This is a genomic window from Actinomadura sp. HBU206391 (genome assembly GCF_014323665.1).
In the GTDB taxonomy this organism is placed as follows: Bacteria; Actinomycetota; Actinomycetes; order Streptosporangiales; family Streptosporangiaceae; genus Actinomadura_C.
The window spans coordinates 67473-80773 of sequence record NZ_JABVEB010000009.1; the positions used below are offsets into that span (position 1 = coordinate 67473).

Consider the following 13301-nt stretch of genomic DNA (forward strand, 5'->3'; position numbering starts at 1 on the left):
GTGAGAACGACAGCCAATTATCGCCCGGAACGTCCGGCTCGTGGGCTGGGTTTGCCCTGGGTCACATGTGCGGACCGGCTGCGCGGGCCCGTTCCACGTGCTGGAGGGCTTCGCGGAGTTCAGCGAGCCACTCGTCGGCGTTCTTGCCGACGAGGCGTACGCACCAGGCGAGCGCGTCGCTGCGGCTCCGCGCGACGCCGGCCTCGACGAGGGTGTCGAGCACCCGCCGCTCGCTCTGGCGGAGCCGGGTCATGACCGGCACAGAGAGCGTGGTGAACATCTCACGTTCGTCACCGCACTCGGCACCCCACGAGACCCGGCGGCCGAATTTCTGCTCGGCCTCGCGGGCGATCCCCATGCGCCGCTCGCGCGTCTCCTCGCGGAACCGCTGGATGCGGCCGGCCATCGCGGCGGCCCTTTCGGCCTCCGGGATGTCCGAGGCCAGCTCGGGCAGGGGCAGCCGCCCGATCACGCTGACCTCTTCCCGGTCGAGGACGACCTCGATGCCTCCCTCGAACCACTCGGCGGGCAACCGCCCGGAGAACCAGCCACGCAGCTCTTTGGTCGCTTCGCTAGTAGTCACGTAATCATAATTACATCGAATCTGAGCACAGCCAAGAGCGTTCCGTTGTTTGACATTATCTCGCTTTTGAGAGTTACTCTCATTTGGATCAAACTACTGATCGGGAGCTGATGTCATGACCTCACCCGAGCCACGCCGGTGGTGGGCGCTGAGCGCGCTGGTGCTCAGCCTGCTGGTCATCGGATTCGACACGACCATCCTCAACGTCGCCCTGCCCACGCTCTCGTCGGAACTGGAAGCGGGGACGACCGAGCTGCAGTGGATCGTCGACTCCTACATCCTCGTGTTCGCCGCGACGCTGCTGCCGGCGGGCGCGCTGGGCGACAGGTTCGGCCGTAAGCGCCTGCTGCTGGCGGGCATGGCCGTGTTCGCTGCGGCCTCCCTGGCGGGCGCCCTCGCCGAAGGACCGGGACAGGTCATCGCGGCACGGTCCCTCATGGGCGTCGGCGGAGCGATCATCACCGCCCTGTCCATGTCCACGCTGCCGGTGATCTTTCCGCCGGAGGAGCGCAGCCGGGCCATCGCGATCTGGACGGCCTCTGTCGCGGTGGGGCTGCCTCTCGGCCCCATCGTCGGCGGCTGGCTGCTCGACGGCTTCTGGTGGGGCTCGATCTTCCTGGTCAACGTGCCGATCATCGTCGCGGCCGTGATCGCCATCGCCGTGCTCTTGCCGGAGTCCCGCGATCCCGAGGCGTCCCACGTGGACGGAGTCGGAGCGTTGCTGTCGGCGGCCGGGCTGGTGGCCTTCGTCTACGGCGTCATCGAAGCGCCGGTCGACGGCTGGTCCGACCCCGTGGTGCTCCTCGCGGTCGGCGGCGGGCTGGCGCTCCTCGCCCTGTTCGCCGGATGGGAGCGCCGGACCGCGCATCCGATGATGGACCTCAGGATGTTCGGCGACCCGGTGTTCCTGTGGGCCACGGTCGCCGCGACGTTCGTGTCCTTCATGCTCATGGGGGTGCTCTTCGTCGTGCCCCAGTACCTGCAGAGCGTCCAGGGCAACGACGCTCTCGGCACCGGTCTGAGACTGCTGCCGATGATGATCGGGCTGATGGCCGGTGCCGTCGTGACCGACCGGGTGGCCCCGCGCGCCGGCCACAAGGCGGTCATCGTCACCGGGCTCCTCGTCCTCGCCGCGGGCCTCGCCTGGGGCAGCCGCACCACCGTGGCCGACGAGTACGTGTTCACCGCCGCCTGGTTCACCATCGTCGGGCTCGGAAGCGGGCTGGCCATGGTGCCGGCCATGGACGCCCTGATGGCGACCTTCCCCGACGGCCGCACCGGCGTCGGGTCTGGTCTGGTCCAGACGATCCGGCAGGTCGGCGGCGCCTTGGGCGTCGCCGGGCTCGGCAGCCTGCTGGCCGCGACCTACCGCGACCGGGTGCCGGTGGACGGGTTGCCCCCGGCGGCCGCCGACAGCGCCCGCGAGTCGGTGGGCGGTGCGACCTCGGTCGCCCTGCGGCTGGGAGATCCCGGCCTGCTCAGGTCCGCGCAGGAGGCGTATGTCCATGGCATGGACCGGCTCCTGGTCGTCTGCGCGCTGGCCGGGCTGGCCGGCGCCGTGCTCACGTGGTCGTTCCTGCCCGGTCGACGGGCCGATCGCACCCGCGGACGCGATCGTGCCGGAGAATCGGAGTATGAGTACGCCGCCCCGTGAACAATCCCTCGACCGCCACTTCGAGCGGCTCGGCCTGCGTGAGCGCAAGAAACTGAAGACCCGGAGGGCGATTCAGGAACACGCCCTCCGGCTCTTCATCGAACAGGGCTACGACGCCACCACCGTGGAGCAGATCTCCGAGGCGGCGGAGATCTCTCCGAGCACGTTCTTCCGCTACTTCCCCACCAAGGAAGACGTCGTGGTCACCGACGAGTACGACCCCATCATGGCCGAGGTGTTCCGGGAGCAGCCTCCGGAGCTGACGCTCGTCGAGGCCATGCGCCGGATGTTCCGCCAAGTGCTGGAGCACGCCTACGCGTCCGACCGGGAAATGATCACGGCACGTGTCCTGCTCATCCTGTCCGTACCGGCGCTGCGGGCCAGGTCGTTCGACGCGAGCCTGCACGACACCTACCGCATGTTCCTGGAACTGGTGTCCGAGCGCGTGGGCCGCCCACGGGACGACTTCGAAGTGCAGGTGTTCGGCCAGGCCGTCATCGGGGCGCTCCAGGCCGTCATGATCAGGTGGGCCGAGAACGGCGCCGTCGAGGATCTGCCCGAGCTCGTGGACCGCGCCCTGGAGTTCCTAGCCGCCGGCTGCCCCCTCGACGATCAGCCCGCGTAGCGCGGGTTGATCCGGATCGCGCCTTTGAAGTTGTTGAAGTTCACCGGGGCAATCTTCACGACGTCGCCCGTGCGCGGCGCCACGACCATCCGGCCGCCGCCGATGTAGAGGGCGATGTGCGAGATGTAGCCGGGCGCGGTCGGGTCATTGGCCCAGGTCAGCAGGTCACCTGGCTGCGCCTTGCTGAACGGGATCACCCAGCCGGCGCGGGCCTGGTCGGCGGCCACGCGCGGCAGCCGTACGCCGGCGCGCGCGAAGGCGTACTGCATCAGGCCCGAGCAGTCGTAGCCGCCTTCACTGTCGGACTCGCCACCCCAGACGTACGGCATGCCGAGCTTGCTCTGCGCGGCCTGGATGGCGACCATGACCTGCGTTCGCGTGAGCACCTGACCGCGGGCCCTCGGCAGCGCACCGGTTCGGGCGGACGGCGTGTCGAGCTGCGGGTTGAGCCGCAGGGTCCGCGCCTGCCGCGGCAGCACGCGGCGCAGTTGCCTGGTCAGCTTGGTCAGGTCGGTCTTGGGTGCGCTGATCAGAATGGCGTTTCCGCCGGGAACTCCCAAGGACTGGGCGGTGGGCCGGGACACGACCGCGTCGATCTCACCGATCCCCATGGTGGCGTAGGCGCCGACCCGGGTCTGGGTCTGGCGCTGCCTGCCGCCGATCGGCACCTGGCTGCCGAGCTTCACGCCGCCGTCGCTGCCCATCGTGAACGAGATGGCGACGTCTCCGGCGGCGACATTGCGCCACAGCGCGTCCGACTCGGCGGTCGGGCGCGGAGTGAAGGCGCGAAAGGTCGAGGGCTCGACGCCCAGCAGTCCCACCCGCTTGCCGGCGACGAGCGCCTGTGCGGCGTCGACCACCTCGGCCGCCCGTACGCCCTTGACGCCCTGCACCTTGGCGGCGGCGTCGGCGGGGAGGCTGGCGGGGGCCGCCACGAGCAGATCGGGGGTCAGCCGCTTCTTGAGCGGCGCGACGGCCGAGGGGGCGAGCCGGGAGCCGCTTGAGGCGGCGACGAAGCTCTCCCTGCCACCTGGGCGTTCGGCGGGGCCGGACCCCTGTGAGTGCGCCACCACCACCGCCACGTTGGTGGCGAGCGTCGTAACCACGGAGACGCCGATGACCGTCGGCAGGACGCGGCGGCTCGGCCTGCGCACAGCAACACTCCTTGGTAACTCTGTTCGGACCGGCTCAACGACTATGACCTACATACGCACGAACGTCCAGGCGCCGCGGGACGCCTCAGGCCCGGCGGGCGTGGGGTTCCCGCACTCGCGAACGGGATCCGTCCACCGCACCTGCGCAACCATTGGTAACACCCGAGGCCTTGAGAGATCAAGGTCACGAGGTCGGCAATACGTCCAACTCGGTCAGCCGTCGCCGCGCAACTCCCGGGCGAGATCCGCGGGCAGGGTCACTGGAAGGCGGCACGTGAAGTCGCGGCACACGTACGCCGCCGGCGCGCCGTCCACAAGGCCGCGCCCCTCCAGCAGCGGCACCTCCGGCCGCTCGACGCCGGGCCGGCCGAGGGTCACCACCGTCCCGGGCGCGGAGGCCATGAGCGCGGTGGTGTGCAGCGCACGGGTGCGCTCGTCGCCGGGATCGCCGACGACGGCTACCTCGAGCGGGCCGGACAGCCGCGCCTCGGCCACGGCGAGCCCCCACCCCGCGAACCGGGCGTGCCGCTCGGCCAGCAGCGACACCGGCGCGAGCGCCGCGACGGCCGCGTCCCGATGACGTCCGGAACCGGTCAGAGCGGCGTACGACAGCAGTGCGCCCGCGGCCGCGAACTGACCGGAGGGGGTCGCGTTGTCCGTGGGGTCCTGCGGCCGGCGGAACAGTTCCTCGGCGTCGTCGGCCGTGTCGAAGAAACCTCCGGCGCCGTCGGCGAAATGGTCCAGGACCGTGTCGAGGAGGTCTCCCGCCAGGGCCACCCAGTGCGGGTCGCCGGTGACGCCGTGCAGGGCGATGAGGCCCTCGGCCACGTCGGCGTAGTCCTCCAGCACCCCGGCGTTGGCGCCGGCCGCCCCGTCGCGTGAGGTACGGACCAGCCGCGCGCCGCTCAGGTGGACGGTCTCGACCAGCCGGGCGACCTCCTCGGCGGCCTCGACCAGATCGGGCCGATCGAGCAGGGCGCCGCACTCGGCCAGCGCGGCGATCGCCAGGCCGTTCCAGCCGGCCACGACCTTGTCGTCCCTGGCCGGCGGCACCCGGTTCGCGCGCGCCGCGAGCAGAGCGGCTCGGATCGTGTCGTGGTTCCCGCGGTCGGCCGGATCCGCGGGAAGCCGCAGCACGGACGCCCCGTGCTCGAACGTGCCCGCCTCGGTCACGCCGAACAGCCGCGCCGCCTCGGCCGCGTCGTCCTCGCCCAGGACCTCGCGCAGTTCGCCGGTGGTCCACACGTAGTACTTGCCCTCCTCACCCTCGCTGTCGGCGTCGAGCGCGGAGGCCAGGCCGCCTTCGGCGGTGCGCAGGTCGCGCAGCATCCAGTCACAGGTCTCCAGCGCGATCCGCTCGGCGAGGGGGGATCCGCTCATCCGCCACCAGTGCGCGTAGACCCGGGCCAGGAGCGCGTTGTCGTACAGCATCTTCTCGAAATGCGGCACGACCCAGCCGGCGTCCACGGAGTACCGCGCGAACCCCCCGCCGAGCTGGTCATAGATCCCGCCCCGGGCCATCGCCTCGAGGGTGTGCGCCGCCATCTCGCCGGCGTCGCCCTCGCCGGTGCGCGCCTCGTGCCGGAGCAGGAACTCCAGCGCCATCGACGGCGGGAACTTCGGGGCGCCGCCGAAGCCACCGCGCTCGGCGTCATAGGTCTGCCCGAGTGCCCGGGCCGCCTGGGTGAGCCGCTCGGCCGTCGGCGGTTCGCCACCGGACAGGGCCGGGCCTCGCGAGGTCAGCGCGGTCACCACCTGCTGCCCCTGCCGCACGACCTCGTCGCGCCGTTCGGTCCACGCCTCGGTGACGCCCTTCAGCAGGGCCTGGAACTGCGTGCGGGGGAAGTACGTGCCGCAGTAGAACGGATGACCGTCCGGGGTCATGAAGACCGTCATCGGCCAGCCGCCCTGGCCGGTCATCGCCTGGGTCGCCTCCATGTAGACGGCGTCGACGTCGGGGCGCTCCTCGCGGTCGACCTTCACGTTCACGAACAGCCGGTTCATCCGCTCGGCAGTGGCCGCGTCCTCGAAGGACTCGTGCGCCATGACGTGGCACCAGTGGCAGGCCGCGTAGCCCACGCTGAGCAGGATCGGCACGTCGCGCCGCCGCGCCTCCTCGAAGGCCTCGGCCGACCACGGCCACCATTCCACCGGGTTGTCCGCGTGCTGGAGCAGATAGGGGCTCGTCGCGTCCTTCAGCCGGTTCATACGTTGATACTGCCTCACCCGGCCCGGCCTACCCGGCCCGCCTCCCACGTTCGGGCGGCCGGTAGACGCGCACCCAGTCGACGTCCATGGTCACCCACCTGGGCGTCGTACGGTCGCGGCAGAATCCCGGGCCGCGGTCACAGACCTGATCGTTCTGCAGGGCGAGACCCATCGGCGTGCGCTGGGGGATGAGCGGGCCGCGGTAGGTCCAGACCTGCCTGCCGTCGAGCCAGAAGCTCAGCCGGTGCGGGAGCCAGTCGACCGCGACGGTGTGCCAGCGGGTGAAGTCGGCGGCGATCAGGCGCCGCCTCTGGTCGTCGTCCGGCCCGCGATGGACGAACAACCCGACCGTCCGCCGCGTCGGGTCGATCACCTCGGCGAAGTTGATCTCCGCGAACTCCGGATCCCCGAAGCGCTTCGGCCAGAGCAGCGCGACGGCCGAATAGCCCACGCCGCGCTCGGCGCGCATCCGCACCTCCCACCGGCCGTACCTCTGGTGGAGGCGCGAGGCCACTCCGCCGGACAGGTCCCTGCCCCGATAGATCCCGCCGGTCAGCCGCAGCCGTCCGCCCGACACCCGCGCCGCCGACGCCGTACGGGGGTTCTCGCGCACCTGCGGGGAGTGGTAGACCGCCCACTTCCGGGCGTCCAGCCGGGTGCCGCCGAAGTGTTCGGTCAGCACCGGCCTCCCCCACCCGGCCGATGGGCCCCCGCCCCGAACGCTCCCGATCGCCGTCGCCACGCGACGGCCACCGGAGTCGCCGGCCCCGGGACCGGGCGGCGGAGCGGCCGGCCCGAGTACGCCGGCCCGGGCGGCGGCCGACATCGCCGACGAACTCATCATGGCCGCGCAGGCCAGCCCTGATGCCGCCAGTCGACGGCGCGCGTCTGCTGAGAACATGGCCCCATGGGAACAGATCCGACCCGGCCGTCGGGGCGAGGTTGGCTTTTGAGCCTCGATCCCTTCCCGCCCGTTCCCCCACTCTGCGCGCCACCCACTGGGCGTCTTTCTCACCCTTGTGGCGTTATCGGCCCCTCGGGCGGCCGGCGGCGGGGCGGCACCGGGATCCGATCCAGATCCTGTACGAGGACGGTCTCGCCATCGTGGGCGGCGGCCGCCTGCTCGACGAAGCGCGGCTCGTCCTCCACGCCATAGCGCTCGGAGACGTGGGCCAGCACCAGGCTCCGCACACCGCAGTCGGCGGCGATCCGGCCGGCCTGCGCGGCGGTGAGATGGCCGTACTCCGCGGCCAGGCCCTCGTCCTGCGCCAGGAAGGTGGACTCGATCACCAGCAGGTCGGCGTCCGCCGCGAGTTCGTGGACGGCGTCGCAGAGGCGGGTGTCCATCACGAAGGCCGCCTTCTGCCCCCGGCGCGGCACACTGCACTCCTCCCGCGTGACCGTGCGGCCGTCCGGTGCGACCACCCGGCCCTCCTCCTGGAGCCGGCGCACGAGCGGACCCGTGATGCCCCTGGCCGCCAGCTCCGCGGGGACCATCGTGACGCCGTCCGGCTCCTCCAGCCGGTACCCGTAGGCCTCCACCGGGTGCGAGAGCCGGCGTGCGGTGAGCGTGAACGGTGCGTCGCCGGTGTCGAGCAGGGCCGCTTCGCCGGCGAGCGGCCGCTCCCGGATCACGTCCGTGTCGTGGAAGACGGACGCGTTCCTGAGCCGTCGCCAGTACTCGGCGCCGCTCGCGGGAAAGGCCGCGTCCACCGGATGCGCGACGCCGTCCCTGGCGATCCGCTGCACGATGCCGGGCACGCCCAGACAGTGGTCGCCGTGGAAGTGGGTGACACAGATCCAGGTGATGTCGTGGGCCGACACCCCGGCGTGCGCCATCTGCCGCTGGGTTCCCTCGCCGGGGTCGAACAGGAGCCCGTGACCGTCCCAGCGCAGGAGATATCCGTTGTGGTTACGGGTCCGGGTCGGTACGGCGCTCGCGGAGCCGAGAACGACGAGATCGCGCGGGGACATGCGCCCCATGATGCCGTGCGCGGGGCTTACTCTGAGCGGGAGGTCCTGTCACGTCGTCTGGAGGCACGATGGATCCGATCACGGCTTCGGCGCTTGTCGCCGTACTGGTGAAAGTCCTCGACGGGGCGAGCGGTGAGGCCGGCCGGCAGACGTGGACGGCACTCACCGGGCTGGTCCGGCAGACCTTCGGGCGGCGTTCCGAGACCGCCGAGACGGCCGGTGAACTGGAACGGAACCCGGGCGACCGGGCCCGCGTCGAGACGCTGGCCGAGGCGCTCGCCGCCGAGGCCCGACGCGATCCAGAATTCGCCGACGAGCTGCGCGACTGGCTCGCCGACGTCGAGCGGCCCGCCGGCGGCGGGGACATCATCACCAACAATGTGGGCGGCTCGGCCAAGGTCGGCAACGTCATCCAGGCACGGGACATCTCCGGCATCAATATCGGCGAGCGCGACTGATCCCGCGATTTATCTCCGCTCGACCCCCTACTCGGCCGAACTCCCACTTATACGGCAAAAGCGACAAGGCGCGGCCGGATGTGGTCTCGCTGCGCTCCGTATGGCCGCGTATGGCCACGCAACGCGATGCCGGGCATGGAAGGCCATGCCCGGCATCGACTGCATATGACGCGACCGGTCACCTACGTACCTTTCGGTGCCGGTCACCTACGTACCGAGTACAGGTCAGCGGGACGGTGACCGGCCTCGACTCGACCTGTTCTACGCATCGACCTCCGGCGGATCAGGATCCGGCGTAGGGCGTGGCGTCGATGATCTCAACGGTCATGTTGCGCCCGTTGGGAAGCGTGTACGAGGCCGTCTCGCCCACCTTCTTGCCGTTGATGGCGGCGCCGAGGGGGGACTTAGGCGAGTACACGTCGATCGGGGAGCCGCTCTCCTCGCGCGAGGCCAGCAGGAACGTGACCTCCTCATCATCGCCGGCGAAGGCGATGGTGACGGTCATCCCGGGGCCGACGACGCCCTCAGTGCGCGGCGCCTCACCGACCCGGGCGTTCTCGAGGATGTGGCGGAGCTGGAGGATACGGCCTTCGATCTTGCCCTGCTCCTCCTTGGCGGCGTGGTAGCCGCCGTTCTCCTTCAGGTCCCCTTCGTCCCTGGCGGCCTCGATCTTCTGGGCGATCTCGATGCGGCCGGATCCCGAGAGATGATCCAGCTCGTTCTTGAGCCGGTCGTACGCCTCCTGAGTGAGCCAGGAGACGTTGTCAGCACGGGTCTCGGTCACGGGTACTCCTCATCCACGTGAAATGCGGCCGGATTAAACCTCAAGCCTATCCGGTGTATGAGGGTAAAGGTTCCCTCATATCCTCGGCCGCAACCAGCGAACTTCCACGCCAGAGGGTTTACAGCGCCACGCAGTCCTTCACCTGCGCGGCGGTCGCGTGCGACGACGTCTGCAGCTGCCGCTCGGCGCTGAGACGCTCGGTGCCGGCGGGTACGAGGATCTCCGCGCGCCCCACTTCGGCGAAGTCGGTGTCGACCGCGCTGATGACGCACCGCACCTCGCTGTCCCTCGGCTTGGTCACGCTAAAGTTGATCTCGACTCTGGAGTCGCTGAGGACACGGAAGGTCACTGTCTGGGCGACGATGCCGGGCGTCTGGTTCACATGGGCCATGACGTACGCCCAGCCGAACGCCGCGACCGCCGCCACCAGGCCGATGATCAGGAGGCCCGGGCTGAATCGGCGGCGTGCGGGCGTGCGGGCCTCGGTGTCGCTCATCGCCATGGCGGGAATCCCTCTGCGTGGTCGCGGCGTTGTCAGGGACAATTGTCGCCTGCGGGGGCCGGTCCCCCGCACAGACCCCCTGTACGCCGTGACCGAAGCCGCCCTGATCGGGGCACCACGCGGCTGCGCGCGGCAGGGCCCGGACGGATGTCCATGCATAACTACACATCGCATATCCACCCATCGACACGACATGGTTTGCAGAGGGAGACCCAGGTGCCTGAGTCATTGCCCGCGGCGTCCGGCCCGGCCAAGCTGCGGCTGATGGCCGTACACGCGCATCCCGACGACGAGTCCAGCAAGGGCGCGGCCACCATGGCCCGCTACGTCGCCGAAGGGGTCGAGGTCCTCGTCGTCACCTGTACCGGCGGAGAGCGCGGCGACATCCTGAACCCGGCGATGGACCGGCCGGAGATCAAGGCCGACATCGGGGCGGTGCGCGAACGGGAGATGGCGCGGGCCCGGGAGATCCTCGGCGTGCAGCAGCGCTGGCTCGGCTTCGTCGACTCCGGTTTCCCCGAGGGCGACCCGCTGCCGCCGCTGCCCGATGGCTGCTTCGCCCTGCAGCCCCTGGAGGTGGCCGCCGAACCGCTCGTCCGTGCCGTACGGGAGTTCCGGCCGCACGTGATCCTGACCTATGACGAGAACGGCGGCTATCCGCACCCCGACCACGTCAAGACCCACGAGGTCTCGGTGGAGGCCTTCGAGGCGGCCGGCGATCCGGATCGCTACCCCGGGGCCGGGCAGCCGTGGCAGCCCCTGAAGCTCTACTACCACCTGACCTTCCACAAGGAGCGGTTCACCGCCGAGAACGACGCGATGATCGCCGCCGGCCTGGAGAGCCCCTACGCCGAGCTCCTCGCCTCATGGGTCGACAAGCCGCTCACCTGGGAGATCACCACCAAGGTCCCGTGCGCCGACTTCTTCGCGACGCGGGACCGGGCGTTGCTGGCGCACGCGACCCAGATCGACCCGGACGGGCCTTGGTTCGCCTGCCCGCTGGAGGTCAAGCGCGAGGCCTGGCCCACCGAGGACTACCATTTGGCACGTTCACTGGTGGACACCGAACTGCCGGAGGACGATCTGTTCACCGGCGTCAGCGAGAGGGTGTGTCTTTAGTGCTCGTCCCGGTCACCGGTGCGATGCCCTTGGCGGCACTGGCCGGAGTCGACGAGGATTCGGTCACTCCGGGGGTCCTCGGGCTCCTCGTCGTCGTCGCCCTGGGGCTCGCCCTGGTCTTCCTGATCAAGTCGATGAACAAGCAGATCTCCCGGATCCAGGCTCCGCGGGAGCAGGACCTCAAACAGGCCGAGTGGGAGCAGCGGCGGGCGAACGAGCAGCCGCCGGGCAACGGCTCCGGCGATGCCGATGACGCTCAGAAGGACGACGGCGACCCGCAGAACTGATCTGCGGAGCCGCCCCGTGGGCCGGGCTCGCGCCACGAGCCCGTGAGATCGGAACGTGAGACCGGCCCGCGGAACCGGCCTGCCGTGAGCTCCGGCCCGGTCACGGGCTGAGCGCCGGGCCGGTCCGCGTCGGCCCGGCCGCCGAGCGGACGAGCGGCAGTGTGCGCTGACGCACCGGGGTGGCGAGGGCGATCGTGGTCGACGCGCGTTCCACGCCCTGGACGTCGACGATCTGGTCGATCACCCGCTGCAGGTCCCGGTTGCTGCGGGCCACGATGCGGCACAGCATGTCGCCCGAGCCGGTGATGGTGTGCGCCTCGATCACCTCCGGGATCTCGGCCAGCCGCTCGGCCACCGGGTCGTGTCCGCCGACCTGACGGATCTGCAGGGTCGCGAACGCGGTCACGTCGTAGCCGAGCGCGGCCGGATCGATCTCCGGCCCGAAGCCCCTGATCACGCCGCGCTGCGCCAGCCGGTCCAGCCTGGCCTGGACGGTTCCACGGGCCACGCCCAGCCGCCGCGAGCATTCCAGGACGCCGACGCGCGGCTCCGCGGTCAGCAGCGCGATCAACCGCCCGTCCAGTTCGTCGATCGGCGTGTCCAAAACCCGCCCCTCGTCCTTCCGCCGTGATCTCGAGTCGCCGCTCCAGGGCGCCGCCGCACCCGCGGTCACCCGCGCCGCCAGACGCAAGATCACTCAGAATGCTTTGATCATGGTCATCCTGTACAGAACGCCCGCTTCGGCGCGAATACCACCCTACAGATTGTCCAGTATATTTTGTTGCCCTTGCGCACTCTGTAGATCGTGGATCAGATTGAAGCACCAACCGCGCGAGGGAGCAGCACCATGAACGATCGGGACGATTTCCCCGTCAAGGGGATGGACGCCATCGTCTTCGCCGTCGGAAACGCCAGGCAGGCGGCGCACTACTACTCGACCGCGTTCGGCATGCGCCGGGTCGCCTACCGAGGTCCGGAGAACGGCAGCCCGGACGAGGCGGCCTATGTCCTCGAGTCGGGCAGCGCCCGCTTCGTCTTCCGTGGGCCGATTCGCGCGGGCACCGACCTCGGCCGGCATGTCGCCGAGCACGGCGACGGCGTCGTGGACCTCGCCATCGAGGTGCCCGACGTCGAGGCGGCGTACGAGCACGCGATCGCCCAGGGCGCGGTGGGGCTCGAGGAGCCGCACGCGATCGAGGACGAGTACGGCAAGGTCGTGATCGCCGCCATCGCGACGTACGGCGAGACCCGTCACTCCCTCGTCGACCGGTCCAACTACTCGGGCCCCTACCTCCCCGGGTACGTCCCGGCCGCGCCCATGGTCGAGACGGCGCCCGGCAGGTGCTTCCAGGCCGTCGACCACTGCGTCGGCAACGTCGAGCGCATGGACGAGTGGGCGGACTTCTACCACCGCGTCATGGGCTTCACGGACATGGCCGAGTTCATCGGCGACGACATCGCCACGGAGTACTCCGCGCTCATGTCCAAGGTGGTCGCGGACGGCAGCCGGAAGGTGAAGTTCCCGCTCAACGAGCCGGCGGAGAGCAAGCGCAAGTCGCAGATCGACGAGTACCTGGAGTTCTACGGCGGCCCGGGCGTGCAGCACATCGCACTCGCCACCGGCGACATCCTCGCCTCGGTCGACCGGATGCGGGCGGCCGGTGTGGACTTCCTCGACACCCCGGACTCCTATTACGAGGACCCGGAGCTGCGGTCGCGCATCGGGAACGTACGGGTGCCCATCGAAGAGCTGCAGAAGCGCAAGATCCTCGTTGACCGCGACGAGGACGGTTATCTGCTGCAGATCTTCACCCAGCCGGTGCAGGACCGGCCGACGGTCTTCTTCGAGCTGATCGAACGCCACGGCTCCCTGGGCTTCGGCAAGGGCAACTTCAAGGCGCTGTTCGAGGCGATCGAACGCGAGCAGGAGCGCCGGGGCAACCTCTGACCGGC

14 protein-coding genes are annotated in these 13301 nt (G+C 70.2%); 6 read left to right on the forward strand and 8 right to left on the reverse strand.

The genetic code is table 11. The annotated features are described in order from the left end of the window. Positions 1-61: 61 nt before the first annotated feature. Positions 62-583, reverse strand: coding sequence for a hypothetical protein (locus HKK72_RS06520; RefSeq protein WP_187233332.1), 522 nt, complete (start codon positions 581-583; stop codon positions 62-64). A gap of 115 nt (positions 584-698) precedes the next feature. Between HKK72_RS06520 and HKK72_RS06525 the strand changes: the two genes are divergently transcribed. Continuing rightward, positions 699-2237 carry an MFS transporter gene (locus HKK72_RS06525; protein ID WP_187233333.1) on the forward strand — a complete coding sequence of 513 codons (1539 nt, stop codon included), beginning with the start codon at positions 699-701 and terminating at the stop codon, positions 2235-2237. Then, positions 2218-2862, forward strand: a complete 645-nt coding sequence (locus HKK72_RS06530; RefSeq protein ID WP_187233334.1) for a TetR family transcriptional regulator — start codon at positions 2218-2220, stop codon at positions 2860-2862. Before HKK72_RS06525 ends, HKK72_RS06530 begins: the two co-directional genes overlap by 20 nt. Here HKK72_RS06530 and HKK72_RS06535 read toward each other — a convergent pair. The 4 genes from HKK72_RS06535 to HKK72_RS06550 form a co-directional block, all read right to left on the reverse strand. Continuing rightward, positions 2850-4016, reverse strand: coding sequence for a C40 family peptidase (locus HKK72_RS06535; protein ID WP_187233335.1), 1167 nt, complete (start codon positions 4014-4016; stop codon positions 2850-2852). The two genes, HKK72_RS06530 and HKK72_RS06535, sit on opposite strands and share 13 nt — an antisense overlap. A gap of 213 nt (positions 4017-4229) precedes the next feature. Next, on the reverse strand, positions 4230-6224 hold the full coding sequence (locus HKK72_RS06540) for a thioredoxin domain-containing protein (protein WP_187233336.1): 1995 nt from the start codon (positions 6222-6224) through the stop codon (positions 4230-4232). Between the two features lie 28 nt (positions 6225-6252). Then, entirely contained in the window at positions 6253-7125 is an 873-nt protein-coding gene (locus HKK72_RS06545) for a glycoside hydrolase family 16 protein (protein ID WP_187233337.1), read from the reverse strand. Positions 7126-7235: 110 nt separating this feature from the next. Next, positions 7236-8198, reverse strand: a complete 963-nt coding sequence (locus tag HKK72_RS06550; protein WP_187233338.1) for a ribonuclease Z — start codon at positions 8196-8198, stop codon at positions 7236-7238. Between the two features lie 68 nt (positions 8199-8266). Between HKK72_RS06550 and HKK72_RS06555 the strand changes: the two genes are divergently transcribed. Continuing rightward, positions 8267-8656 (forward strand): hypothetical protein, encoded by a 390-nt coding sequence (locus HKK72_RS06555; RefSeq protein ID WP_187233339.1) that lies wholly within the window; start codon positions 8267-8269, stop codon positions 8654-8656. A 283-nt stretch (positions 8657-8939) separates the two neighbouring features. Here HKK72_RS06555 and greA read toward each other — a convergent pair whose 3' ends face one another. Together greA and HKK72_RS06565 are read right to left on the reverse strand one after the other, a co-directional pair. Continuing rightward, on the reverse strand, positions 8940-9440 hold the full coding sequence (gene greA / locus HKK72_RS06560) for a transcription elongation factor GreA (RefSeq protein ID WP_187233340.1): 501 nt from the start codon (positions 9438-9440) through the stop codon (positions 8940-8942). 118 nt (positions 9441-9558) lie between these two features. Beyond that, positions 9559-9942 (reverse strand): DUF4307 domain-containing protein, encoded by a 384-nt coding sequence (locus HKK72_RS06565; protein WP_187233341.1) that lies wholly within the window; start codon positions 9940-9942, stop codon positions 9559-9561. A 264-nt stretch (positions 9943-10206) separates the two neighbouring features. Between HKK72_RS06565 and mca the strand changes: the two genes are divergently transcribed. Both mca and HKK72_RS06575 read left to right on the forward strand, forming a co-directional pair. After that, a complete protein-coding gene (gene mca, locus HKK72_RS06570) occupies positions 10207-11061 on the forward strand; it encodes a mycothiol conjugate amidase Mca (RefSeq protein WP_222720414.1) in 855 nt (284 codons plus the stop codon). Further along, positions 11061-11348: a hypothetical protein gene (locus HKK72_RS06575; RefSeq protein ID WP_187233343.1), complete on the forward strand. Its 288-nt coding sequence runs from the start codon at positions 11061-11063 to the stop codon at positions 11346-11348. Before mca ends, HKK72_RS06575 begins: the two co-directional genes overlap by 1 nt. Positions 11349-11448: 100 nt before the next feature. Here HKK72_RS06575 and HKK72_RS06580 read toward each other — a convergent pair whose 3' ends face one another. After that, positions 11449-11952, reverse strand: coding sequence for an Lrp/AsnC family transcriptional regulator (locus tag HKK72_RS06580; RefSeq protein ID WP_187233360.1), 504 nt, complete (start codon positions 11950-11952; stop codon positions 11449-11451). Positions 11953-12195: 243 nt separating this feature from the next. Here HKK72_RS06580 and hppD point away from each other — a divergent pair, with 243 nt between their 5' ends. Further along, a complete protein-coding gene (gene hppD, locus HKK72_RS06585) occupies positions 12196-13296 on the forward strand; it encodes a 4-hydroxyphenylpyruvate dioxygenase (protein ID WP_187233344.1) in 1101 nt (366 codons plus the stop codon). The last annotated feature ends 5 nt before the right edge of the window (positions 13297-13301 follow it).

Bases quoted from the DNA above. Each gene is read 5' to 3' on its own strand.
- HKK72_RS06525 (WP_187233333.1), top strand. From the start codon at position 699: ATGACCTCACCCGAGCCACGCCGGTGGTGGGCGCTGAGCGCGCTGGTG.
- HKK72_RS06530 (WP_187233334.1), top strand. From the start codon at position 2,218: ATGAGTACGCCGCCCCGTGAACAATCCCTCGACCGCCACTTCGAGCGG.
- HKK72_RS06540 (WP_187233336.1), bottom strand. From the start codon at position 6,224: ATGAACCGGCTGAAGGACGCGACGAGCCCCTATCTGCTCCAGCACGCG.
- HKK72_RS06545 (WP_187233337.1), bottom strand. From the start codon at position 7,125: ATGTTCTCAGCAGACGCGCGCCGTCGACTGGCGGCATCAGGGCTGGCC.
- HKK72_RS06550 (WP_187233338.1), bottom strand. From the start codon at position 8,198: ATGTCCCCGCGCGATCTCGTCGTTCTCGGCTCCGCGAGCGCCGTACCG.
- HKK72_RS06555 (WP_187233339.1), top strand. From the start codon at position 8,267: ATGGATCCGATCACGGCTTCGGCGCTTGTCGCCGTACTGGTGAAAGTC.
- HKK72_RS06565 (WP_187233341.1), bottom strand. From the start codon at position 9,942: ATGGCGATGAGCGACACCGAGGCCCGCACGCCCGCACGCCGCCGATTC.
- mca (WP_222720414.1), top strand. From the start codon at position 10,207: ATGGCCGTACACGCGCATCCCGACGACGAGTCCAGCAAGGGCGCGGCC.
- hppD (WP_187233344.1), top strand. From the start codon at position 12,196: ATGAACGATCGGGACGATTTCCCCGTCAAGGGGATGGACGCCATCGTC.